Origin of the sequence: Pseudomonas maioricensis, assembly GCF_022790535.1 — a bacterium.
GTDB lineage: Bacteria > Pseudomonadota > Gammaproteobacteria > Pseudomonadales > Pseudomonadaceae > Aquipseudomonas > Aquipseudomonas maioricensis.
The window spans coordinates 28,842-50,871 of sequence record NZ_LOHG01000011.1 but is presented as its reverse complement, the minus strand read 5'-3'; the positions used below and the strand labels follow the sequence as shown (position 1 = coordinate 50,871).

Sequence of the window (22,030 nt, the reverse complement as noted above, 5' to 3'; positions counted from 1 at the left end):
GCGACGGAGTTTTGATCAGAATTTCCAGCTCGTCAAGCAAAATGAAACAGCGTTTTGATCCGCAAGCGTATATCCTTGGGTTTTCCGTTCCCGTTGGAGCCTTCATGGACAACAGCACTCTCCAGAACAATGAACTGGTCTCCGCAGTAGGCCGGACCATGGCGGTACTAGAGGCATTGGCAGAACATCCCGAGGAAAGCGGCGTATCGGAAATCGCGCAGAAACTGGATATGTCCAAAAGCACGGTTTACCGATTTTTGCAGTCACTCAAGGCCCGCGGTTATGTGGTTCAGGATGCCGAAGACCGCTACCGGCTCAGCGTTCGGCTGTTTGAACTGGGAGCACAAGCCCTGCCCCATCTGGACATCGTCCGCGAGGCTGAACCGGGTATGCGCCGTATCAACGAGCTGACCGGCGAGACCGTGCATTTGGGGATTCTTGACGAAGGCAGCATCGTTTACGTGCACAAGATCGATTCCAAATACAACCTGCGCATGTACTCGCGCATCGGTCGACGCGCACCGCTGTATTGCACCGGGATCGGTAAAGTGTTGATGGCCTGGCTGGAGCAGCCTGAGTTGCTGGCGCACTTGCAGGAGGAAAGTTTCGAACGCCGCACGGCCAATACCTTGACGACGGTCGACGCTTATTTGCAAGAGCTTCAAGTGGTTCGCGAACAGGGCTACGCCGAAGACCATGAGGAGTTCGAAGACAATATGCGCTGCCTGGCGGCGCCGATCCGCGACCGTTTTGGCCATGTGATCGGCGGGATGAGCGTGTCATTCCCCTGCTTCCGCTTTCGCGAAGAACTCAAGCAGGATTACGTCAAGCAGCTCGTGGCAGCCACCCAGCGTATTTCCAGGCAATTGGGCTGGCACGCCCAATAATCGTGATTAAACCGCCTCTTCGATGACTCGCCGAAACGACTCAAGAAAAACCGTCTCGGCGCGGTTCATGCGTTGGTCGCGGTTCCACATCAGGAACATGTCGACATCCACCACACCCTCCGCCGGTGGCAAACGCCAGATCAGACCGTTGTGCAAATCGTTGTCCACCAAGTGTTCTGGCAAACAACCAATACCGTAACCGGCGATGATCAATCGGCGGATCTCTTCGAAACTGGGCGATGAAGCAACGATTTTCCCGGTGAAGCCCTGCTGATCACGGAACACGGTCAAGGGCGAAAGATTGCCTCCGAGCTGGTCGCTGGTGAAGCTGACAAAGTTCTCACCCTGCAATGCATCGAGCGCCAACCCGCGTTTGCCGAACAGCCGATGTCGCTTGCCGCAGAAAAACGCATAGCGCTGGCGCATCAACAGCACACGCTCCAGTTTCGCCTGAGGGAAACGACACAGGCCAATCCCCAGACTGGCTGTTTTCTGGTTCAGAGAGCTCTGAATATCCGAGCTGCGCATGACCTCCAGTTCAAGTTCAACGCGCGGATGCAGCAAATGAAAGTCGGCAAGAAAGTCATCATAGAGGGGCGACTGCACATGGCTGATGGAGAGCACGCGGACCTTACCCACGACCTCCTCCTCGGCGTCTTCAACGGCCGTGCCCAAGCGTGAAACGTTGCCGTACATCTCTTGAGCAATACCAAACACTTCCTCTCCCGCGTGAGTCAGGTCGAAGCGCGGCCCTTTGCGAACGATCAACGCGCAATCGAGCTGTTCTTCAAGGCGTTTGAGTGACTGGCTGACCGCTGATTGCGTGACGAAAAGCCTCGCCGCCGCGCGGCTGATACTGCGCTCTTCTCCAATCGCCAGATAGGTACGCAGCAGATTCCAGTCGAGGCGGTCATTGAGAAAGCGCCGACCTTGCCATTTGCCTTGAGCCTCGCCCGATTCGATATCGCTCATTCCCACACCATTAGTAGCCTGACTAATACATGAAATAAGTATTAGCAAATTGATTAATTATAGGCTGCGAGCGATAAAGCATGTAAGCGCCCTTAGAGCGCCACGTAATCAGCCTCGACCCCTGCCATAACGCCAAAACCAAAAGGGCCTTGCATGCGAACCTCATCGAACCAGCCTCGCCGGGCGGCTGCCGCCGCATTCGTCGGGACGACCATCGAATTCTACGATTTCTACATCTATGCCACTGCCGCTGCGCTGATCCTTGGCCAGGTGTTTTTCCCCAGCGATACACCGGGCCTGAGCACCCTCGCCGCGTTTGGTACTTTTGCAGTCGGCTTTATCGCGCGGCCTATGGCCGGGATGGTCTTCGGTCACCTCGGTGATCGTCTTGGGCGCAAGAAGATGTTGTTGTTCACCATGCTCTTGATGGGCCTCGCGACGACAGGTATCGGCTTACTGCCGACCTACGCCACTGCCGGTATCTGGGCACCTATCGGCCTGGTAGTGCTGCGTATCGTTCAAGGTATTTCCGTAGGCGGCGAATGGGGCGGCGCGGTACTGATGGCCAGCGAGCATGCGCCGAAGGGCCGCAAAACCTTCTATGCCTCTTTCGCCCAGTTGGGGAGCCCGGCGGGTTTGCTGCTGGCGTTGATCGCCTTCAGGCTGGTGACGTCTTTAGAGCCAGCCGAATTCGCCGACTGGGGCTGGCGCCTGCCGTTTCTGGCCAGCGGTGTACTGATGATGATTGGCCTCGCCATTCGCTTTGGTGTTGAAGAGTCGCCGGAATTCAAAGACGTAGCCGCGAAAGGCGCAACCGCCAAGTACCCGGTACTAGACGTGCTGCGCACCTGCTGGCGGCAGATTTTCTTCGCCGCCTGCGCCGTAACCATCGGCTCTGCCGGCTTCTTTTTCACCAACACCTTCATGATTACTTACGTCACGCAGTACCAGGGCATCTCCCGCGCAACGATTCTGGATTGCCTGTTCATCGTGACCATCCTGCAATTCATTTCACAACCCATCAGCGCATTGCTGGCCGAGCGCATCGGTGAAGGCCGCTTCCTGATGCTGGCCGCCCTGCTCTCGATGGTCATGCCCTATCCAATGTTTTTGCTGGTGGGCACCCAGAACCTGGCATTGATGACGCTCGGCATTGCCATGGCCGTGATCACCCTTTCGGCGTTGTACGCGGTCATTGCCGGTTACATGGCGCAAGCCTTCCCGGCGCATCTGCGCTACAGCGGGATTTCCATCGCCTACCAGTTGATTTGCGCGATTGCCGGGGGCAGCACGCCGATCATCGGCACCTTGCTGGCTACCCACTACGCCGGGCAATGGTTGCCTCTGGCGATTTTCTTCAGCGTACTGGCAGGTATTTCACTGTTCGGCGTCTGTGGTCTGGCCCGTTTGCGAGGTGACACCAGCGCGGCGGCACAGCCAGCCTTCAACAAGGAGCTTTCATGAACACCCCTTACTCTATCGACGCCGTGGAATGGCAGGCACGCTGCGAGCTGGCGGCTCTGTACCGGTTGATTGCACACTTTCGCATGACCGACTTGATCGACACCCACATCAGCCTGCGCATTCCGGGTCCGGAGCATCACTTCCTGATCAACCGCTACGGCGTGATCTTCGACCGGATGAAAGCCAGTGATCTGGTGCGCATCGATGAGCATGGTCAGGTCGTCAATGGCGACACGGAAAACAGTCGGGTCAATGCTGCCGGGTTCATTGTTCACTCAGCGATCCACATGGCGCGTGAGGACCTCAACTGCGTGATTCATACCCATACGGCAGCCGGTATGGCAGTCGCGGCACAGGAGCACGGTTTGTTGCCGATCACCCAGCATGCGTTGAAGTTCTACGGCAAGCTCGGTTATCACACCTATGAAGGGATCGCCCTGTCGCTGGAAGAACGACAGCGACTGGTGGCCGATCTTGGCCCTCATAAAGCGATGATTCTGCGTAATCACGGTTTGTTGGCAGCGGGAGGCAGCGTGGCCCAGGCCTTTCACGAAATTCATTTTCTGGAGCGTGCCTGTCAGGCGCAGATTCAGGCCCTGGCCGGTAACAGCAAGCTGCTGCAACCTAGCGAAGAAGTCTGCCGCCTGACCGCGCAGCAATTTGATCGCGACGAAGCGGCGGAAATCATTCAGCTGAGCTGGCATGCCGCGCTGACCCTGATAGAAGACCAGCGCGAGTCGTACTGCTCATGACCACTGTCGTTCTGTTGAGTCGCGACACCGCCCTGCTCGGCCAACTGCAGGCGGCATTTGCCCGTCAGGCTCCGGAGCTACAGGTCGTACTGGCTGACGATCCGGCCGCTGCTCAGGCGCAAGTCGCCGCCTGCTGGTACCCACCGGCCAACAGCATGGCCCGGTTGCACAATCTGCAACTGGTGCATTCGGTGGCTGCGGGCGTCGATCATTTACAGACCGACCCAAGCCGCCCTGACGTGCCTGCTTGCCGGGTGGTCGACCCTGACCATCGTCAGGGCATGACCGAATACGTGCGCTGGGCAGTGCTGCATTTTCACCGGGACTTTGATCGCGTCATCACCCAGCAACGCGAGAATCACTGGCTGCGACACCCTCAACGGCCTGCCAGTCAGTTCAGGGTCGGCGTGATGGGCCTCGGTTCGCTGGGCGCGGCCATTGCGACTGATCTCACCGGAGCCGGTTACGCGGTACGCGGCTGGGCCCGCAGCCCGCGCCAGTTGCCGGGCGTAACCTGCCATTACGGTAACGAGCAATTCGCTACATTTCTCGACGGCCTGGACATGCTGATCAACCTGCTGCCACTGACCGACGCCACGCGCGGTATTTTGTGTGCAAACACCTTTGCCTCCCTGGCCCCTGGCGCCGTCATCGTAAACGCGGGTCGCGGCCAGCACTTGCGGGTTGATGACCTGCAGCAGGCATTGGCTTGCGGGCAACTGCGCGGCGCCGTGCTCGATGTATTCGAGCACGAACCGTTAACACGCGATGACCCTTTGTGGCAGTTGCCGGGCGTCATCATCACGCCCCACATGGCGTCCGCCGCCTCTCATGATTGCATCGCGCTACAGGTGGCGGAAAACGCGCGCCGCCTGATCAGTGGTGAACCCCTGAACAATCTGGTGGACCCGACGCTGGGTTACTGAAGAAACACGCAAGAGGTTGGTAATGAACGTATATCAATGCAACGGCGACCGCCTGTGGGGCAGCCTGATGGACATGGCCAAAATCGGCGCGACGGCCAAAGGTGGCAACTGCCGCCTTGCCTTGTCAGCAGAAGATAAAGCCGGTCGCGAACTGTTCATGAGTTGGTGCCGTGCAGAAGGCATGACCCTGAGCTTCGACGCCATCGGCAACCTGTTTGCACGACGTGCCGGGCTGGATGACAGCCTTGCCCCAGTCGTCATGGGCAGCCATTTGGACACCCAGCCCAAAGGCGGCCGCTTTGATGGGATCTATGGCGTATTAAGCGGACTGGAAGTGGTTCGCTGCCTTAATGAACAGGATATTCAAAGTCAGCGGCCCATCGAAATAGCAGTCTGGACCAATGAAGAAGGCGCGCGCTTCACCCCTGCCATGTTCGGTTCGGCCGTGTTCACCGGAAGCCTGGACTTACAGACCGCGCTGGACGCCTGCGATGCAGAGGGTATCAGTGTCGCCCAGGCGCTGGACGCCACGGGGCATGTGGGTGAGCAACCATTCAAGCGCCCTTTCGATGCGTATTTCGAAGCGCACATCGAACAAGGCCCGATTCTCGAAGATAACGGCATTCCGGTGGGCGTCGTGACAGGCGGCCAGGCCATTTGCTGGCTCGATGTGCAGGTCCAGGGCCAGAGCGCCCATGCCGGTACAACGCCGATGAAGCTGCGCAAGGACGCCTTGTTCGGCGTGGCGCAGATGGCCGCGCAGCTTGAAGCACTGGCCGAGGAGTTCGCCCCTCAGGGTCTGGTGACCATCGGCCAGGTGACCATCGCCAAATCATCGCGCAACACCATCGCTGGCAACGTGAGCTTTACCGTCGACCTGCGTCACCATCACGACGAGCAGATTGCTCTGATGGGGCAACAGGTACAGCAGCGCTTCCAGCAAATTGCCAATGCCCGGGGGCTGACGATGAACATCCAGCGTCACTGGCTTAGCCCGGCCACGCCGTTCGACAGTAATTGTGTAGCGGCTGTACGGCGCGCGGTCGAGGCACTCGGTTATCCACATCAGGACATCGTCAGTGGTGCCGGTCACGACGCAATCCTGCTGGCGCGGCACTGTCCGACCACCATGGTATTCATCCCCTGCGTCGGCGGGCTGAGCCACAACGAGGCCGAAGATGTATACCCCGAAGATGCACGCATGGGCTGTGACGTGTTGCTGAATGCGATTATTGAACGAATTCAGGCATAGAGGCTTCGGTAAGTCGGCCGGCGCTGAAACGGTGTCGCCACAGGGATACTGCGGCGACATCTGGATGTTATCGACCTGCTGGATGGCAGGTCGTCTTCATAAAATAGGCTTGCCACCGGTTACGGCATACCGCGAGCCGGAGATGTAGCTGCCTTCGTCGGAGGCTAGCAGTACGTAAATCGGCGCAACCTCAACAGGTTGCCCGGGGCGACCCAGCGGGGTTTGCGCGCCGAATTCTTTAACCTCCTCCTCGGGCATAGTCGACACGATCAGAGGCGTCCAGATGGGGCCTGGGGCTACGCTGTTCACGCGAATCCCGCGTTCGCCAAGCATTTGAGCCAGTCCCGCCGTAAAGTTGGCAATGGCGCCTTTGGTCGTTGCGTAGGCCAAAAGCGTGGGCTTGGGCATGTCTGAATTCACCGAACTGGTGTTGATGATCGAACTGCCCGCCGCCATGGAAGGCAGAGCCGCCTTGCAGATCCTGAACATGGCCGTGATGTTCAGATCAAAAGTCTTGACCCATTCTTCATCTGAAATCTCTTCCAGCGTCTCCCGGCTCATCTGGAACGCTGCGTTGTTCACCAGGATGTCGATGCGCCCGAACTTTTCGACCGTCTGGTCTACGATCGCGGAGCATTGAGCTTTTTGCGTGAGATCACCCGGCAACAACAGACACTGTCTGCCCGCCTCCTCCACCCAGCGTGCGGTTTCACGCGCGTCTTCGTGTTCGTCGAGGTAAGAGATCGCCACATCCGCGCCTTCCCTTGCAAATGCAATGGCGACCGCACGGCCGATACCGCTATCACCGCCAGTAATCAGTGCGATCTTGTTTGCCAAACGTCCCGAACCTTTGTAGCTGGTTTCACCACAATCAGGGATTGGCTGCATTTTTTGCTGGCTACCCGGCACGGTTTGCTGCTGGCCCGCAAAAGGTGGTGTTGGATAATCAGTCATTGTGGCCCCTCCAGTATCATTGAAAATTGATGCACTGAGGGTGGACTGCGACCCTTTCCGTGAGTTCGCACTTTCATACTCATGACAGGACGACCGTTATCGAGGTGGGGAATTATTACTTCTGTATTAACTATCGAGTATGGGCTGTCGCTGTTCTGGATTGAGGTGCTTAAACATTCAAACGCCATTGATGCAGACGATACCTGCGCGTCAGATTAATTCTAAAAAACGAACCCAAAAAAGGCTGAACCTTTAATCAGTCGATTACGTCACAGGTCCAGTAACAGGCGTGACAGTGCCTGATCATTAAAATGAACAGAAGGAATATAAAATGTCTCTATTAGTTCGTAATACTGCACTGGCTTTTATCCTGGCGGCTTCTAGCCATGGCGCTTTCGCCGCACAGGATAACGACGATTTTGTCGAAGACGCGTCAGCCAAAGGCGTCGCTGAAGTGGAGGCTGGCAAACTTGCGCAGGGAAAAAGCACCTCCGCCGATGTCAAAGCGTTCGCGGACATGATGGTCAAGGATCACACCAAAGCGAATGAAGAACTGGCAAAAATCGCGGCAAGCAAAAAACTTGAGGTGTCCGATCAGGCCATGCTGATGGATAAGGCCAAATCAATGATTCTCGAGCTGCGGGGCGCCAAGTCATTCGATCAGGCCTACGCCAACAATCAGGTCAAGGCACACGAACAGACCATCGAGTTGTTCGAGAAAGAAGCCAGCGATGGCAAAGATGCAGAGTTGAAGGCGTTCGCCAGCAAAACGCTGCCCGTGCTGAAAGAGCACTTGAAGCATGCACAGGCCCTCGCAGAAAAACATGGCGGCGACGCCGCTCACTAACATCGGTTGCTAAAGGGCAGCGCCGCGATACGCGGCGCGTCCGCTCTTTCAGCAATCAGGAGATCGATAATGGAGATGTCTCTGTTTTCAATCGGCGCGGTGTTAATTGTCCTGCTGTTAGATGTGTGGGCAATTGTCAGCGTATATCGCAGCACCAAACCGGCGGGCACCAAGTCAGGCTGGGCTATTTTGATTTTGGCATTGCCACTGGTGGGTTTAGTCATCTGGGGCGTTACAGGTCCGCGTGGAGTCGCTAACCCTCCCACTTCCTCGGAACACAGTAAGGGTTGAAAAAGCGCCGGAAAGTATCGATCGCCGTGAGCCTATGCCCACAGCGATCAACTTCCGGATGAGCGGCTGCTGTAAAACTGCAGTTACACCGTGCGGCTTAATATCAACTCACGTTATTAGCTCTGCTCAATCAGGGTGGCGCAATGTTGTCGGCGGTGCTGCACAAGTTGCGCGTGCTGTATGAGGACTGTTTTGCATCTTTACAGGTTTTCGGGCGTATTCACTGGCAGTCGTTGAGTGACCTGCTAGCGTTCTCAGGGTGCCGTCCAACGGCGTGGGCGTAAACGTCGATCAAGGGTCATACCCGCGCAAGGACGTATCGGGGCGCAGTTGTGTTTGCACGTGCAGATATGTCTGTTGAGCCCAAACAGGTTTCCCCAATACGCAGGGATTCACTCAATGAAAACTTCACTACTACAAGTGCTTCTGTGCTGCGCCGCTCTAGGCCTCGCAGGATGCGCCAGTTCGCGGGTCGATCCGAGTCAGTATTCAGGCTTTCTCAAGGACTACAGCCAGCTCAAACCGGCTGAAAGCGCGAGCGGAGCACCGGTCATGCGCTGGATTGACCCGGATATTCAGCTGAACAAATACACTCACGTCTATATCGAGCCCAGCCAGTTCTACCCGAAGCCGCAACCGACAGCGGTGATCAGTACGCAGACGTTGCAAGCAATCACGCGTTACTTTGATACAGCGCTGAAACGCGAGCTGGGCAAAAACCTGAGCATCGCCACGGCACCCGGGCCCAATACCATTATTGTCCGCCCCGCGATCACCGCCGTATCAACGTCCACCGAAGGCCTCAGGCCTTACGAAATAGTCCCGGTTGCGCTGCTTGCTGCAGCCGTGAATACCGCGGCTGGCGGTCGGGATCAGAACGTTGAAATTGCTACAGAAGCGGCCTTTCTTGATGCGGACAACAACAAAGTGCTCGCCCAGGTCGTGCGTAAAGGCAGCGGTGAGGCACTGGAAAACGATAAAACCCAATTGACGCTGGACAGCGTGAAACCAGTATTGGACGGCTGGGCCAACGACTTGCGCCTGAGCTACGAGAAACTCAGCGCTGGGAAAAAGTAAGGCTCTTGGCGCAAAGCCCTGCTTCTAGTATCACGAGGTCACCTATGAACTCCCATCAAACACCCCCCCCAAATTGAAATGAGCCTTCTGTAGGAGCTGCCGAAGGCTGCGAGGCACTTATCCTGACATGCCGCTATCGCAGCCTTCGGCAGCTCCTACAAATTGAATGTTTGCCGTGCAACAGCGTGCTGCAGGTATTCAATACACGAAGCCATGCCCCAACTCGGTTTCCATCCATTGCAGAAAACGCCTCACCCGGGGAAAGCTCGAATGGGCTTTTGGATAGACCAGGTGATGAGCCGCTACCGCTGCGCTCAGGGCTTGCGGTGCCACCTCGACCAAAGCGCCGGAAGTCAGGTATTTCTGCGCCAGCAGTGTGCTTTCCAAGGCAAAGCCCAATCCGTGACTGGCCGCTTCAAGGGTCATGTACGAGCGGTCGAAACTCAAAGCGTAGGGTTTTTCCGGTCTCGCCAAGCCATGCTGAGCGAACCATTCCGGCCACTTCAGCAAGGTTGCTTCCGAAAGGATCAGATCGCTTTCCAGCAACGTAGCTGCGCCATACACAGGCCGTTGAGCCAGGAGTTTAGGTGAAGCCAGCACCGAAAATGTTTCATTGCCGACCGTGCGCACTTCATAACTTGGCCAGTTGGGTTTGCCGTGCCGTATATCCACGTCGATCTTGTCGCGACTGAAATGCAGTGACTCGTAGGAGCACGACAGGTTGATCTGAATGTCCGGATGGCTTTGACGAAATGCTTCCAGGCGCGGCATCAGCCACAACAAGCCGAAGCTCGGCGCGGAGTGCAGTCGCAGACAGTCAAGGCTGACATCGCTGGCCGCCCGTTCGGTGGCCACCGCGAGGCTGTGCAACAACCCCGACACGTCTTTCAGGTATTGCTCGCCAACCGGCGTCAGGCTTACCCCTCGAGCGGCTCGCAGGAATAGCTGACGGCCAATCATCGCTTCCAGGTTGGCCAATTGATGACTCACCGCGGAGGGCGTCAGGTCCAGTGCTTCAGCCGCTCTGGCAACGTTGCCGAAGCGTGCGGTCTGTTCGAAGCACTGAATGGCTCTCAGGGGTGGGAGTACGGGGGTGGCATCGGCAGTGGAACGCATGGTCATACTCTTCGCTGTCGTTCTTGTATTCACGAGCGTTTGTATTCAAACACCTGCCTGGCGTATTGACGAGCGCTGAATTTTTTTCAGCATCCAATGATTTTTGCGTTATTGCTCACGGCATGTGTGCAGAACACTCTGAGTCATCGACGGGTTTCAGCGTCGACATCATAAAAACAATATTCAGAGGTAACTCCCATGCTTCTTCAAGGCAAAATCGCGATCATCACCGGCGCCGCATCAGAGCGTGGCATTGGTCGGGCAACCGCAATCACCTTTGCCAGCCACGGCGCAACAGTGGTCATCCTCGATCTGGATGAGTCCGCCGCACGGGACGCTGCGGCGTCTCTGGGCGAAGGTCATCTGGGGCTTGCCGCCAACGTCGCCGACCCGTCCCAGGTTCAGCAGGCGGTGGCAAAGATCATCGAACGTTTTGGCCGCATTGACGTGCTGGTCAACAACGCCGGGATTACCCAACCGATCAAAACCCTCGACATCAAGCCTTCGGACTACGACAAGGTAATGGACGTCAGTCTGCGCGGTACCTTGCTGATGTCTCAGGCCGTGATCCCAACCATGCGGGCGCAGTCATCCGGCAGCATCGTCTGCATGTCGTCGGTTTCCGCGCAGCGCGGCGGCGGTATTTTCGGCGGTCCGCATTACAGCGCCGCCAAAGCTGGTGTTCTGGGGCTCGGCAAAGCCATGGCCCGTGAGTTCGGCCCGGATAACATTCGGGTCAATTCCATTGCCCCAGGCTTGATTCATACCGACATCACCGGCGGCTTGATGCAGGACGAGCGCAGGCACGCGATTATCGAAGGCATCCCGCTCGGTCGACTGGGCGCCGCTCAGGACGTCGCGAATGCGGCGCTGTTTCTCGCCAGCGACCTGTCTGCATACCTCACCGGTATCACGCTGGACGTCAACGGCGGCATGCTGATTCACTGATATTGCATGAGCGGGTTGCCCGCGCTGTTCTGGATCGATGATACGTCGGGCCACACGGCCTGACGGTCTATAAAAACAAGAGATCAGACCATCATGATTACCACCACCATGAGCCTTGAAGCGGCTTCGGCCGTGCGCTCCAACGCTTATCGCAAAACCGCCTGGCGGCTGATGCCGTTCCTGATGCTGTGCTACCTGTGCGCTTACCTCGACCGGGTCAACGTCGGCTTCGCCAAGCTGCAAATGATGAACGACCTGGCGTTGAGCGAGGCTGTTTACGGTCTTGGCGCAGGCATGTTCTTCATTGGCTACTTTCTCTGCGAAGTCCCCAGCAACCTGATCCTGCATCGAGTCGGTGCCCGTCGCTGGATTGCGCGGATCATGATCTCGTGGGGAATCATTTCGGCCCTCTTCGCCTTTGTTGAAACCGCGTGGCAGTTTTACGGCCTGCGATTTCTGCTGGGCGTCGCAGAAGCGGGACTGGCACCGGGTCTGCTGCTGTACCTGACCTATTGGTTCCCCTCCTACCGCCGGGCAAAAATGACCGTGCTGTGGTTCATCGCGATCCCTCTTTCCGGAATGATCGGTGGCCCGCTGTCCGGCTGGATCATGAATGCATTCGCGGGTTTCCATGGCTGGGCGGGATGGCAGTGGATGTTCGTCATCGAAGCCATTCCTACGGTCATCGTCGGCTTCTTCGTATTGGGCTATCTCAAGGATGGCGTGCATGAAGCCACATGGCTGAGTGAAGAAGAAAAGCAACTGATCAACAAGGAACTGGCCGAGGACAACAGCCAGAAAGTGACACACGGCTCGGTGAATGATTTTCTGCGCGACCGCCGACTATGGATGCTGGCCTGCATTTACTTCTGTGTCGTCATGGGCCAATACGCAATCACTTTCTGGCTGCCGACGCTGATTCGCAACGCAGGTCTCACCAACGCACTGCACATCGGCCTGATGACCAGCGTGCCGTACATGTGCGCCATCGTCGCCATGCTGCTGATGGGCCGCAGCGGTGACAAACATCGCGAACGCCGCTGGCACCTGGTCATCCCCATGATCGCCGGTGCCTGTGGCCTCACATTAGCCGCGATCTTTGGCGGCAACCTGCTGTTGTCGGTGTTGAGTCTGTGCCTCGCGGCTGCGGGCGTGCTCTCTGCTTCCTCGCTGTTCTGGATGCTGCCTACCACCTTGCTCGGTGGGGTCTCGGCTGCGGCGGGCATCGCCGGTATCAACAGCTTCGCCAACCTTGCGGGCTTCTGCTCGCCCTACCTGATCGGCTGGATAACCAGCACAACTGGCTCCAGCGCCATCGGGATGTACCTGATCACCGGCGTGTTGCTGGTGGGTGCAGTGCTGGTGCTGCGCATCCCGGCCGCCTCGGTCAATCGTTGAGTTAACGGAGTATTTATCATGACTGCAGATTCTTCACCGGCTACGGCGCTGCTCGAACGCGCCTACAACATACGCCGTCACGCGCTGAAGATGGGACAAGTCCAGGGGCAAGGCTATGTCGGCCAGGCACTCGGTGCAGCCGACCTGCTTGCGGTGTCTTATTTCCACGCGCTGAACTACCGGGCTGATGATCCTGACTGGGAAGGACGGGACCGCTTTTATCTGTCCATCGGTCACTACGCAATTGCGCTTTACGCAGCGCTGATCGAGGCGCAAATCATCCCGCTTGACGAGCTCGACACCTACGGCTCGGATGACAGTCGTTTGCCGATGTCTGGCATGGCCGCTTATACCCCCGGCATGGAAATAACCGGCGGCTCACTGGGCCACGGCCTGGGGATCGCCGTCGGTGCCTGTCTGGGCCTGAAGCGCAAACAGTCCGCTTCATTCGTTTACAACCTGTTGTCGGACGGCGAACTCAACGAAGGCTCGACCTGGGAGGCCGTGATGTCGGCCTCCCACTGGAAACTCGACAACCTGATCGCAATTGTCGACGTCAATAACCAGCAGGCCGATGGGCATTCCAGCGAAGTGCTGGCCTTCGAGCCGATTGTGGATCGCTGGCAGGCGTTCGGCTGGTTCACCCAGCGTGTCGATGGCAATGACATCAATGCACTGGTCAGCGCCTTCGATGCGGCTCGCAGTCATCCCTCCCCCCAACCGAGGGTGATCATTTGTGACACCCGAATGGGCAAGGGTGTGGACTTCCTTGAAACCCGCGAGAAAACCCATTTCATTCGCGTCGATGAGAACGAGTGGGATCTGGCGCTGGACAACCTGCAGATCGGGAGAACCGTATGAGTCGCGAAAACAGCGCTGTAACCGGCAAAAAACGCCTGACGACGTCGGCGATGATTGCCTCCATAGCCTCTGAAGGTCAGGCAACACGCCCTGCTCCGTTTGGCCATGCATTGGCGAAACTGGCCGAGGAACGCAAAGACATTGTCGGGCTGTCAGCGGACCTCTCCAAATACACTGACCTGCATATATTTGCCAAAGCGCACCCCGAGCGTTTTTATCAAATGGGCATGGCTGAACAATTGCTCATGAGCGCTGCTGCGGGCATGGCGAGGGAAGGCTTTGTGCCCTTCGCAACCACTTACGCAGTATTTGCTTCACGCCGCGCATATGACTTCATCTGCATGGCGATCGCTGAAGAAAACCTCAATGTCAAAATTGTCTGCGGCTTGCCAGGCCTGACCACCGGTTACGGTCCCAGCCACCAGGCCACTGACGATCTGGCTATCTTCCGCGCCATGCCGAACCTGATGATTGTCGACCCGTGCGATGCATTGGAAATCGAGCAGGCGGTGCCCGCTATTGCCGCTCACCAAGGGCCGGTTTACATGCGCCTGCTGCGCGGCAATGTGCCGGTAGTGCTGGACGAGTACGGCTATACCTTCGAGATTGGCAAAGCCAAGACCCTGAGAACCGGCAACGACGTGCTGATCATCTCCACCGGACTGATGACCATGCGCGCCCTCGAAGCCGCAGAAAAACTCCGGGCCGACGGCGTGGATGTTGCGGTGCTGCACGTGCCGACCGTAAAACCGCTGGATGAGCAGACCATTCTCGCGGAAGCCCGCAAGCCGGGTCGGCTGGTGGTGACCGCAGAAAACCATTCAATCATGGGCGGGCTCGGCGAAGCGGTTGCCAGCGTTTTGCTCAGGAATGGCGTCACGCCGACGTTCAGGCAGATAGCCCTGCCGGATGCCTTCCTCGATGCTGGCGCGTTACCGACGCTGCATGACCGTTACGGGATTTCCACGGCCGCAGTGAGCGCTCAAATAAAAGCCTGGTTGTAGCGCTACTGCCGGTGAAATGAAAGCCGCCCTTGCCGGGCGGTTTTCAGTGGAACCTGAGCGCCTGCTGTCAGCGCTGGGTCATATCGTTTCCATCACGCAATTCGAGCACTGGGGCATGCTCTGCCATGAGTTCTGCAACCCAATCGATGAAAACTCTGACCTTGATGCTGACATGCCGGTTCGGTGGAAAGGCTACGTAGAGCGGCATGGATGCCATCCGCCACTCTTCGAACAACGGAACCAACTCGCCAGCTGCCACATGGTCCTTGGCCATGTAGTCCGGCAGCCATATCACACCTAACCCCGCCAGCCCCGCTGCCAGATAGGCGTTGCCATCGTCGACCGCCAGTACGTAGCGCCCGTGGATAAGCAGATTTTCTTCGTTGTTACGCATGGCGTATGGCAACGCTTTGCCGGTACGCGCCCAGAGAAAACCGACGATTCGATGTGACGAGTTTTCCAGATCACGCGGATGCAAGGGCGTGCCGAGGCGCTGCAGATAAGCTGGCGCCGCGTAGATTCCAAGCCGCAAGTCGCCTACCCGACGCGCCATTAACGACTGATCCGTGAGCTCGCCGCCGCGTACCACGCAGTCGACATTCTCACCAATGATGTCGACTACTCGATCGCTGACACCCATGTCGATCTGGATATCCGGGTATTGCGCATGAAAGGCGGGCAATGCGGGCATCAGGATCATTCTCGCCAGCGGGCTGGGCACGTCCACTCGCAGCCTGCCTCGCGGCAACGACGCTGCGCTGGACAAGCCAGTTTCAGCGTCATCCAGGTCAGCCAGCAGGCTGATCACCCGCTCGTAATACACGGCGCCATCGGCAGTCACGTTGACCTTGCGCGTGGTGCGGTTAAGCAATTTGACCCGCAGCCTCGCCTCCAGCTGTTGAACCAGCTGGGTGACGGTGGTTTTGCTCATGTGCAGCGTATCGGCAGCTTTGGTAAAGCTACCCGCCTCCACCACGCGGGCAAATGCCAGCATTGCGTCAAAACGATCCATGGGTGCCCCGATTAACCGTTGGATTGTTTGGAATTCGCAAACAGTGCTGGATAAGGTTGCTCGTTTATCGCGCGAGCGCAAGTGCCTAAAGTCAGTCGGGTTCGCTATCCAGACAAGGTAACCAGACCATGACCACACGTGACGTAGTTTTCCCGGCCGGCCGTCAAGCGCTTTACGAACGTAACCGCTACTCCCCGGCTATCCGCTCCAACGGTTTTCTGTTCGTTTCCGGCCAGGTTGGCAGCAACGAAGATGGCTCACCGGAGCCGGACCTCGAAACCCAGACCAGAAAGGCGTTCACCAATCTGAATGCGATTCTCCAGTCGGCAGGCTGTACATTCGATGATGTGATCGATGTGACAGTGTTCATGGTTGATCCCGCTTCTCGTTTCGAAACGATCTGGAAGGTCGTGCCGGAATTCTGGGGTGAAGCGCCGCACCCCACGCTTACCGCTGTGGGTGTTACCTGGCTGTACGGCTTTGACTTCGAGATCAAGGTCATCGCAAAACTTCCGGAAGCGTCTGCAAGCTGATCCAACCTGCGAGGACGGGTGTTTACAGTCGTCCTCGATTTTTTTTGCGATTTTTTTACCCGACGTTGAGAAAAATCCGCGAGCGTTACGTCTTTGATGATCAGTTTGAGAATTTTTCGCAAACGTAATCAAGACGTATGAAGGATCGTATTGATGTCGCGCCTACCTGCATTGCCGTCGCTCGCCCTGCTCATCATGCTGCCCATGGGGAACAGTTGGGCTGCCGAGGCTCCTGAAAGTCCTCGTACTGCCCGTTACAGCATGAATGCCCAGCCGCTGGCATCGGCGCTGGCACAATTCGCTCGACAGAATCAGTTGCAGTTGAGCTTCGACGCTGCGCTTGCAGCGGGCAAAACCGCACCAGCCCTCAGTGGAGAGCTCAGTGAGCGCGAAGCATTGACGCAGTTGCTCAGGGATTCAGGCCTGGGTTGGTCGCTGACGGATGACCGCACGTTGCTGCTGTTCGCGCAGCCCGCCAGCGGCGCAGTCAATCTCGCCCCTTCTACCATTACTTCCACCAGTTTTGTCGAGCGCGCGGACGGCCCGGTACAGGGTTATCGTGCGACTCGCAGCGCCACGGGCACTAAAACCGACAGCGCCCTGCGTGACATTCCACAATCCATTCAGGTGGTGTCGCGGCAAGTACTGCAGGATCAACAGGTCAATAATCTCGGCGATGCGCTGACCAACGTCAGCAGCGTGCAGCGTGGCAATAGCCACGGAGGCTCTTCAGAGAGCTTCATTATTCGTGGCTTCAAAGCCACGACTTATGCCGTGGACGGCATGCTGATCAACCCGCTGGTGTCGCGCCCCGAAGCGCTGCGTGACCTGGCCAACGTCGAACGTGTCGAGGTGCTCAAGGGTCCGGCCTCGGTGCTGTATGGCCGTGGCAACCCGGGCGGGTTGATCAATCTGGTCACCCGGCAGCCGAGCTTCACGCCCGAAGCGGAAGTCAAGGCGCAGGCCGGTTCCTATGACTTCTATCGCCTTGAGGCCAACGCCAGTGGTCCACTGGACGAAGCGAAGACACTGGCAGGACGCATGACGGTTGCCACGCAGACCGAGCGCGGGTTTCGTGACACTTTTCGCGACAGCAAGCGCACGTATATCGCCCCGACATTGCGCTGGGAGCCCAGCGATGTCACCCGCGTGGACGCCGGCCTGGAATACATCAACCAGACCAGCCCGTTCGACCGCGGGCTAATACCGGTAAACGGCAAGATCAATATGAGCGCCGACCGTTACTTGCACGAGCCTTGGTCCAGGGACAAAGCCGACAAGTTTTCGGCCTGGTACCGCGCCGAGCACGACGTGAATGACTGGCTGACCCTGCGCCAGATGACTCGCTGGGACGAGTCTCACAAAAACCGCTATGTGGTGGATTTACGCGACCTCGCTGCTGACGGCCGGACCCTGCGCCGCCGGGCGACCGATGGCGATGAACGTGTCAAGACGCTGGACATGCAGTTCGAAGCCATTGCCCGTTTTGCGACTGGCGGCCTGAACCACACAGCGCTGGCTGGTTTTGAATACATCGACGGCAAGCGCAATGTCGCCAGCGATCGGGCAACATTGGGCTCCATCGATATTTTCAATCCGGTTTACGGCGCCCAGCCAGGCGCGTTCGCCTTCAACGAGGAGACCGATTACAAGGTTGAGTCCTACAGCTTCTATCTTCAGGACCAGATTGACCTGAGCGAGCAATGGAAGCTGATCGTGGGCGCCCGCTACGACGACACTCGTCAGCGCAACACCACAACCGTTCCCGGTTCCGCTCCGGGCCAGGACCGTGTATCAACCCCGACTAACATGGACCCGACCAAGGTTTCGCCACGCTTGGGTCTGGTGTATCAGCCCACTCACTGGCTCGCGCTCTACGCCAGCTACAGCACCTCGTTTACACCTCAGAGCGATATTCAACGCAGCGGCAGCACGCTGGATCCAGAGGAAGGCGAACAATATGAGGTGGGCGCCAAGTTCGATCTGATCCCTGACCGCCTCAGTGCAACCCTGTCGATGTTCGAGATCACCCGACAGAACGTGGCTGCGCCCGACCCGACGGATGACAACTACTCCGTACAGACCGGCGAACAGCGGGTGCGTGGCGTAGAACTGGATGTCAGTGGTACGCCGCTGGAAGGCTGGGAAATCATCGGCAACGTCAGCGTCCTGGACGCCAAGGTCACCAAGGATACCGAAATAGAAACGGGCAACCGTCTGGATGGAGTGCCGATCCTCAGCGGGTCGATCTGGTCCAGCTATCAACTGCAGGATGGGCCGATGAAAGGCCTGGGCTTTGGCGCGGGTGTGATTGCCGTAGGTGAACGCCAGGGTGATATCAATAACAGCTATGACGTGGGTGGCTATGCCCGGGTCGATGCCAGCGTGTTCTACGACATCGATGAAAACATCCGTGTTGCCCTTAACGGCCGCAATCTGACTGACCGCAAGTACATCGAAACCGCAGCCGGTACCGATGGTAATTACGCAGGCGAGCCTGCCTCGTTCGTCGCCAGCGTGAGCGCCAGGTTTTGAGTCGTTCGCAGCCCACGCTGAACGCCGAAACACTGCATGTCGCCTACAGCAGAATCCTGCGTAAACGTCTGTGGATCTGCGCCGTACTCGTGGCGACGTTGCTGGCTTGTCTGGTGGCTGACATCACGCTGGGCACCACGCGCTTTGCCGCGAGCGATGTGCTGCTGGCGATATTCGCCCCCGCCAGTACTGACCCGGACACCCAGGTGATTGTCCGTGAGCTGCGCCTGCCGTTCGCGCTGATGGCGGTATTGGTCGGCGCTGCTCTGTCCCTGGCCGGGGCGGAAATGCAGACCATCCTCAACAATCCGCTGGCCAGCCCGTTCACCCTGGGCGTGTCATCGGCAGCCTCCTTCGGTGCGGCACTGGCTATCGTGCTCGACCTGGGTATCCCGGGCGTCCCCGGTAGCTGGTTGATCACCGCCAACGCGTTCATCTTCGCCTTTGCCTCGGTCTTGCTGTTGCAGGCGGTTGCGAGCCTCACGGGCGGCGTGCAGTCACTGGTGTTGTTCGGCATCGCGCTGGTCTTCAGCTTCAATGCCATGGTCGCGCTGCTGCAATACCTGGCCTCGGCGGATGCCTTGCAGCAATTGGTGTTCTGGAGCATGGGCAGCCTTAGCCGAGCCAGTTGGCCTGCGGTGCAAACGCTGGCCGCGGTGTTCTTTGTGGTATTGCCATTCAGTTTGCGTGCTTCCTGGCAGATGACCACCCTGCGCCTGGGCGACGAGCGTGCTGCAACGCTGGGCATTGACGTCGCTCGTTTGCGTCTGGGCGCCCTGCTGCGCATCAGTCTGCTGGCTGCCACTGCGGTGGCGTTTGTCGGCACGATCGGTTTTATCGGACTGGTAGGCCCACACATCGCCCGCATGCTGATCGGTGAAGATCACCGGTTCTTCCTGCCGGTCAGTGCATTGATGGGCGCATTGATCATGTCGCTGTCGGCGATTGTCAGCAAACAACTCATACCGGGCGTGGTCTTGCCTATCGGCATCGTGACCGCCGTGGTCGGCGTGCCGCTGTTCATGAGCCTGATTCTCAAGCGAGGCCGGACATGAGCCTGTTGCAGGTGCGTAATCTCACCGTCGGCTACAAGCACAGCACCGTCCTGCACGGCATCGATCTGCCCGACGTGGCTCCAGGCCAGGTCGTGGCGCTGGTCGGCCCCAATGGTGCAGGCAAGTCGACCCTGCTGCGCAGCCTTGCCGGGCTACTGTCTGCCACGGGCGAAATACGTCTCGGCGACCTCGACCTGCTGCGTTGCAAGCGTCGTGAACGTGCCGCTGTGCTGGGTTTCATGCCTCAGACCTTGCCCGATGGCATTGCCTTGAGTGTGCTCGAAACGTTGCTCGGCGCATTACGCGGTGGTGATTCGCTGGCCATGGTTGGCAGCGCAAGGGAGCAACAAGACAAAGCCTGTGCAGTACTGGAGCAACTGGGAATCATGCATCTGGCCCTGCAACCGCTGGAGAGTCTGTCCGGTGGTCAACGCCAGATGGTCAGCCTGGCTCAGGCGGTGATTCGTCAACCGCGCCTGCTGTTGCTCGACGAGCCCACCAGTGCGCTCGATCTGCGTTACCAGAATGACGTCATGAGCATGGTTCGACAGTTGGCCGATCAGGGTCGCATCGTCGTGGTTGTGCTCCATGACCTCGGGCTGGCGGCGCGTTGGGCCGACCAGATCATGGTCCTCGAACGCGGCCGCCTGAACGCCGCAGGCAGCCCGGCACAGACCCTGACCCCGGCCATGCTGGCACAGGTCTATCGGGTACACGCCCGGGTCGAACGCTGCAGCCAGGGCCGGGTGCAGATTCATGTCGACGGGTCGGTGGCATGATCTGCGCTTCAGGGCGCGGCCCTGTGGGAGCGGCGCTTGCCCGCGATGAACGATTAAACGGTGTAACTGATGGAATGCGGCGTCTGAATCGCGGGCAAGCCTCGCTCCCACAGGGGCAACGCGTTGTCTCGGGATGTCCGCGTAATCCCCTTAAAAACCTGGCATTGGCGGCATGCAAGGTAATTGCCGGGCTACTATTGTGCTGCACGACCAGCCAGGCCGCGAATTACCCACTCACAGTCGTCGATCTGGCCGGGCGCAGCGTCACACTGCCCCACGCCCCGCAACGTATCGTGCTGCAGGACAGTAACGTGCTCCTGTCATTGGCATTGCTGGAGCGTAAGTCACCGTTGGCCCGGGTCGTTGCGTGGGATAACAATCTGGCCAGCTCCGACCCTGGGCTGTGGAAGGTCGTGAGCCAGCGCTGGCCGCAGGCAAAGCAGGTCCAGGACCTGGACTTTCCCGACACCGGCCAGCTGGACATCGAAAGCCTGCTGCGCACCCACCCTGACCTGATCATCGCCCGCCTCAGTGGGCGCGCAGCCATAGAGAATACGGTACTCAACAGCGTGCTTGAGCGGCTGGGAATCCCCCTGATCTATGTCGACAATGAGCTGGATCCCTTGGTTAACGTACCCCGCAGTCTGGAGTTGCTGGGCCAGATATTGGGCCGGGAAGACAACGCAACTGCCTACTTGCAGGTCTACCGTCGGCAGTTGGCGCACATCCGCGAGAAAACTGCGGGTTTACCCGGCCCCAAAGTATTTGTCGAGGCGCGGGCCGGACAAGCGGGATCTGGCGGGTGCTGCCACACTCAGGCCCACGCTGGCTGGGGCTTGCTGATTGAAAACCTGGGAGCAATAAACCTGGGCTCGCGCTATCTGCGCAGCGAGTCAGCCGACGTAGCACTGGAAACACTGATTTTGAGTAAACCCGACGTGTACCTCATGACGGGCACCCAGCGTCAACGCAATGGAGTTACCGCCATCCCTTTTGGCTATGGCGCCGATGCCGAACGTATCAACAGCGAAATGAACCGTTTGATGTCCCGCCCGGGCTTTGCGGCCACTGCGAACTCAGCAGAAAACTGCGTACAAGGCCTCAATCATCAGTTCTATAACAGTGTTTTCAATGTGATCGGGGCGCAATGGCTGGCCAAGATATTCTGGCCAGAACAGTTCGCTGATCTGGACCCGGACGCCGAGTACCGGATGTTGATCCGGCAATTCACAGCGTTACCCGACGTGCCTTTTGTTTTCCATCAACAGGCGTGCTTCAAAGACCTGGGCGGCGCTTCCAGGTAAGCGCTGCGGAACAGACACAGGAGCTTGAATGAACGGATTTGTCTGGCACCACATTCCACTTTT

At 58.2% G+C, this 22,030-nt stretch carries 21 protein-coding genes; 17 read left to right on the top strand and 4 right to left on the bottom strand.

Annotation, left to right across the window (positions count from 1 at the left end):
• Positions 1–104: 104 nt before the first annotated feature.
• Entirely contained in the window at positions 105–887 is a 783-nt protein-coding gene (gene kdgR / locus AUC61_RS17685; protein ID WP_243247485.1) for a DNA-binding transcriptional regulator KdgR, read from the top strand.
• 6 nt (positions 888–893) lie between these two features.
• Here kdgR and AUC61_RS17680 read toward each other — a convergent pair whose 3' ends face one another.
• Positions 894–1,859, bottom strand: coding sequence for a LysR family transcriptional regulator (locus tag AUC61_RS17680; RefSeq protein WP_122664424.1), 966 nt, complete (start codon positions 1,857–1,859; stop codon positions 894–896).
• 153 nt (positions 1,860–2,012) lie between these two features.
• Here AUC61_RS17680 and AUC61_RS17675 point away from each other — a divergent pair, with 153 nt between their 5' ends.
• Genes AUC61_RS17675 through AUC61_RS17660 form a run of 4 tightly spaced genes read left to right on the top strand, consistent with a single transcriptional unit; the run spans position 2,013 to position 6,253 of the window.
• Positions 2,013–3,323 carry an MFS transporter gene (locus AUC61_RS17675; protein WP_243247484.1) on the top strand — a complete coding sequence of 437 codons (1,311 nt, stop codon included), beginning with the start codon at positions 2,013–2,015 and terminating at the stop codon, positions 3,321–3,323.
• The gene (locus AUC61_RS17670; RefSeq protein WP_243247483.1) at positions 3,320–4,075 is read left to right on the top strand and encodes a class II aldolase/adducin family protein; all 756 of its coding nucleotides are present in this window, start codon (positions 3,320–3,322) and stop codon (positions 4,073–4,075) included. Before AUC61_RS17675 ends, AUC61_RS17670 begins: the two co-directional genes overlap by 4 nt.
• Complete coding sequence (locus AUC61_RS17665) at positions 4,072–5,001, top strand: 2-hydroxyacid dehydrogenase (RefSeq protein ID WP_243247482.1); 930 nt, start codon at positions 4,072–4,074, stop codon at positions 4,999–5,001. The genes AUC61_RS17670 and AUC61_RS17665 overlap by 4 nt, the downstream gene beginning before the upstream one ends.
• Positions 5,002–5,023: 22 nt before the next feature.
• A complete protein-coding gene (locus AUC61_RS17660; protein ID WP_243247481.1) occupies positions 5,024–6,253 on the top strand; it encodes a Zn-dependent hydrolase in 1,230 nt (409 codons plus the stop codon).
• A 96-nt stretch (positions 6,254–6,349) separates the two neighbouring features.
• Here AUC61_RS17660 and AUC61_RS17655 read toward each other — a convergent pair whose 3' ends face one another.
• The gene (locus AUC61_RS17655; protein ID WP_243247480.1) at positions 6,350–7,207 is read right to left on the bottom strand and encodes an SDR family oxidoreductase; all 858 of its coding nucleotides are present in this window, start codon (positions 7,205–7,207) and stop codon (positions 6,350–6,352) included.
• A gap of 331 nt (positions 7,208–7,538) precedes the next feature.
• Here AUC61_RS17655 and AUC61_RS17650 point away from each other — a divergent pair, with 331 nt between their 5' ends.
• The 3 genes from AUC61_RS17650 to AUC61_RS17640 all read left to right on the top strand — a co-directional run bounded on the left by AUC61_RS17650 (position 7,539) and on the right by AUC61_RS17640 (position 9,422).
• On the top strand, positions 7,539–8,054 hold the full coding sequence (locus AUC61_RS17650; RefSeq protein ID WP_243247479.1) for a DUF4142 domain-containing protein: 516 nt from the start codon (positions 7,539–7,541) through the stop codon (positions 8,052–8,054).
• A 69-nt stretch (positions 8,055–8,123) separates the two neighbouring features.
• Positions 8,124–8,345, top strand: coding sequence for a PLD nuclease N-terminal domain-containing protein (locus AUC61_RS17645; protein ID WP_243247478.1), 222 nt, complete (start codon positions 8,124–8,126; stop codon positions 8,343–8,345).
• Positions 8,346–8,744: 399 nt separating this feature from the next.
• The gene (locus AUC61_RS17640) at positions 8,745–9,422 is read left to right on the top strand and encodes a DUF3313 domain-containing protein (RefSeq protein ID WP_243247477.1); all 678 of its coding nucleotides are present in this window, start codon (positions 8,745–8,747) and stop codon (positions 9,420–9,422) included.
• A gap of 198 nt (positions 9,423–9,620) precedes the next feature.
• Here the strand turns inward: AUC61_RS17640 and AUC61_RS17635 are convergent, their stop codons facing one another.
• The gene (locus AUC61_RS17635) at positions 9,621–10,538 is read right to left on the bottom strand and encodes a LysR substrate-binding domain-containing protein (RefSeq protein WP_243247476.1); all 918 of its coding nucleotides are present in this window, start codon (positions 10,536–10,538) and stop codon (positions 9,621–9,623) included.
• 198 nt (positions 10,539–10,736) lie between these two features.
• Here AUC61_RS17635 and AUC61_RS17630 point away from each other — a divergent pair, with 198 nt between their 5' ends.
• From AUC61_RS17630 to AUC61_RS17615, 4 genes are all read left to right on the top strand, one after another.
• The gene (locus tag AUC61_RS17630) at positions 10,737–11,486 is read left to right on the top strand and encodes an SDR family NAD(P)-dependent oxidoreductase (RefSeq protein ID WP_243247475.1); all 750 of its coding nucleotides are present in this window, start codon (positions 10,737–10,739) and stop codon (positions 11,484–11,486) included.
• A 93-nt stretch (positions 11,487–11,579) separates the two neighbouring features.
• On the top strand, positions 11,580–12,884 hold the full coding sequence (locus AUC61_RS17625) for an MFS transporter (protein ID WP_243247474.1): 1,305 nt from the start codon (positions 11,580–11,582) through the stop codon (positions 12,882–12,884).
• An 18-nt stretch (positions 12,885–12,902) separates the two neighbouring features.
• The gene (locus AUC61_RS17620) at positions 12,903–13,745 is read left to right on the top strand and encodes a transketolase (RefSeq protein WP_243247473.1); all 843 of its coding nucleotides are present in this window, start codon (positions 12,903–12,905) and stop codon (positions 13,743–13,745) included.
• Positions 13,742–14,749, top strand: a complete 1,008-nt coding sequence (locus tag AUC61_RS17615; RefSeq protein WP_243247472.1) for a transketolase family protein — start codon at positions 13,742–13,744, stop codon at positions 14,747–14,749. The genes AUC61_RS17620 and AUC61_RS17615 overlap by 4 nt, the downstream gene beginning before the upstream one ends.
• Before the next feature lie 67 nt (positions 14,750–14,816).
• Here AUC61_RS17615 and AUC61_RS17610 read toward each other — a convergent pair whose 3' ends face one another.
• On the bottom strand, positions 14,817–15,761 hold the full coding sequence (locus AUC61_RS17610; protein ID WP_243247471.1) for a LysR family transcriptional regulator: 945 nt from the start codon (positions 15,759–15,761) through the stop codon (positions 14,817–14,819).
• Positions 15,762–15,889: 128 nt separating this feature from the next.
• Here AUC61_RS17610 and AUC61_RS17605 point away from each other — a divergent pair, with 128 nt between their 5' ends.
• The 5 genes from AUC61_RS17605 to AUC61_RS17585 all read left to right on the top strand — a co-directional run bounded on the left by AUC61_RS17605 (position 15,890) and on the right by AUC61_RS17585 (position 21,967).
• Positions 15,890–16,294: a RidA family protein gene (locus tag AUC61_RS17605; RefSeq protein WP_243247470.1), complete on the top strand. Its 405-nt coding sequence runs from the start codon at positions 15,890–15,892 to the stop codon at positions 16,292–16,294.
• A gap of 153 nt (positions 16,295–16,447) precedes the next feature.
• On the top strand, positions 16,448–18,829 hold the full coding sequence (locus AUC61_RS17600) for a TonB-dependent siderophore receptor (protein WP_243247469.1): 2,382 nt from the start codon (positions 16,448–16,450) through the stop codon (positions 18,827–18,829).
• Positions 18,826–19,884: a FecCD family ABC transporter permease gene (locus AUC61_RS17595; RefSeq protein ID WP_243247468.1), complete on the top strand. Its 1,059-nt coding sequence runs from the start codon at positions 18,826–18,828 to the stop codon at positions 19,882–19,884. The genes AUC61_RS17600 and AUC61_RS17595 overlap by 4 nt, the downstream gene beginning before the upstream one ends.
• On the top strand, positions 19,881–20,663 hold the full coding sequence (locus AUC61_RS17590; protein ID WP_243247467.1) for an ABC transporter ATP-binding protein: 783 nt from the start codon (positions 19,881–19,883) through the stop codon (positions 20,661–20,663). Before AUC61_RS17595 ends, AUC61_RS17590 begins: the two co-directional genes overlap by 4 nt.
• Before the next feature lie 74 nt (positions 20,664–20,737).
• The gene (locus AUC61_RS17585; protein ID WP_243247466.1) at positions 20,738–21,967 is read left to right on the top strand and encodes an ABC transporter substrate-binding protein; all 1,230 of its coding nucleotides are present in this window, start codon (positions 20,738–20,740) and stop codon (positions 21,965–21,967) included.
• The last annotated feature ends 63 nt before the right edge of the window (positions 21,968–22,030 follow it).

Bases quoted from the DNA above. Each gene is read 5' to 3' on its own strand.
- kdgR (WP_243247485.1), top strand. From the start codon at position 105: ATGGACAACAGCACTCTCCAGAACAATGAACTGGTCTCCGCAGTAGGC.
- AUC61_RS17680 (WP_122664424.1), bottom strand. From the start codon at position 1,859: ATGAGCGATATCGAATCGGGCGAGGCTCAAGGCAAATGGCAAGGTCGG.
- AUC61_RS17675 (WP_243247484.1), top strand. From the start codon at position 2,013: ATGCGAACCTCATCGAACCAGCCTCGCCGGGCGGCTGCCGCCGCATTC.
- AUC61_RS17670 (WP_243247483.1), top strand. From the start codon at position 3,320: ATGAACACCCCTTACTCTATCGACGCCGTGGAATGGCAGGCACGCTGC.
- AUC61_RS17665 (WP_243247482.1), top strand. From the start codon at position 4,072: ATGACCACTGTCGTTCTGTTGAGTCGCGACACCGCCCTGCTCGGCCAA.
- AUC61_RS17660 (WP_243247481.1), top strand. From the start codon at position 5,024: ATGAACGTATATCAATGCAACGGCGACCGCCTGTGGGGCAGCCTGATG.
- AUC61_RS17655 (WP_243247480.1), bottom strand. From the start codon at position 7,207: ATGACTGATTATCCAACACCACCTTTTGCGGGCCAGCAGCAAACCGTG.
- AUC61_RS17650 (WP_243247479.1), top strand. From the start codon at position 7,539: ATGTCTCTATTAGTTCGTAATACTGCACTGGCTTTTATCCTGGCGGCT.
- AUC61_RS17645 (WP_243247478.1), top strand. From the start codon at position 8,124: ATGGAGATGTCTCTGTTTTCAATCGGCGCGGTGTTAATTGTCCTGCTG.
- AUC61_RS17640 (WP_243247477.1), top strand. From the start codon at position 8,745: ATGAAAACTTCACTACTACAAGTGCTTCTGTGCTGCGCCGCTCTAGGC.
- AUC61_RS17635 (WP_243247476.1), bottom strand. From the start codon at position 10,538: ATGCGTTCCACTGCCGATGCCACCCCCGTACTCCCACCCCTGAGAGCC.
- AUC61_RS17630 (WP_243247475.1), top strand. From the start codon at position 10,737: ATGCTTCTTCAAGGCAAAATCGCGATCATCACCGGCGCCGCATCAGAG.
- AUC61_RS17625 (WP_243247474.1), top strand. From the start codon at position 11,580: ATGATTACCACCACCATGAGCCTTGAAGCGGCTTCGGCCGTGCGCTCC.
- AUC61_RS17620 (WP_243247473.1), top strand. From the start codon at position 12,903: ATGACTGCAGATTCTTCACCGGCTACGGCGCTGCTCGAACGCGCCTAC.
- AUC61_RS17615 (WP_243247472.1), top strand. From the start codon at position 13,742: ATGAGTCGCGAAAACAGCGCTGTAACCGGCAAAAAACGCCTGACGACG.
- AUC61_RS17610 (WP_243247471.1), bottom strand. From the start codon at position 15,761: ATGGATCGTTTTGACGCAATGCTGGCATTTGCCCGCGTGGTGGAGGCG.
- AUC61_RS17605 (WP_243247470.1), top strand. From the start codon at position 15,890: ATGACCACACGTGACGTAGTTTTCCCGGCCGGCCGTCAAGCGCTTTAC.
- AUC61_RS17600 (WP_243247469.1), top strand. From the start codon at position 16,448: ATGTCGCGCCTACCTGCATTGCCGTCGCTCGCCCTGCTCATCATGCTG.
- AUC61_RS17590 (WP_243247467.1), top strand. From the start codon at position 19,881: ATGAGCCTGTTGCAGGTGCGTAATCTCACCGTCGGCTACAAGCACAGC.
- AUC61_RS17585 (WP_243247466.1), top strand. From the start codon at position 20,738: ATGCGGCGTCTGAATCGCGGGCAAGCCTCGCTCCCACAGGGGCAACGC.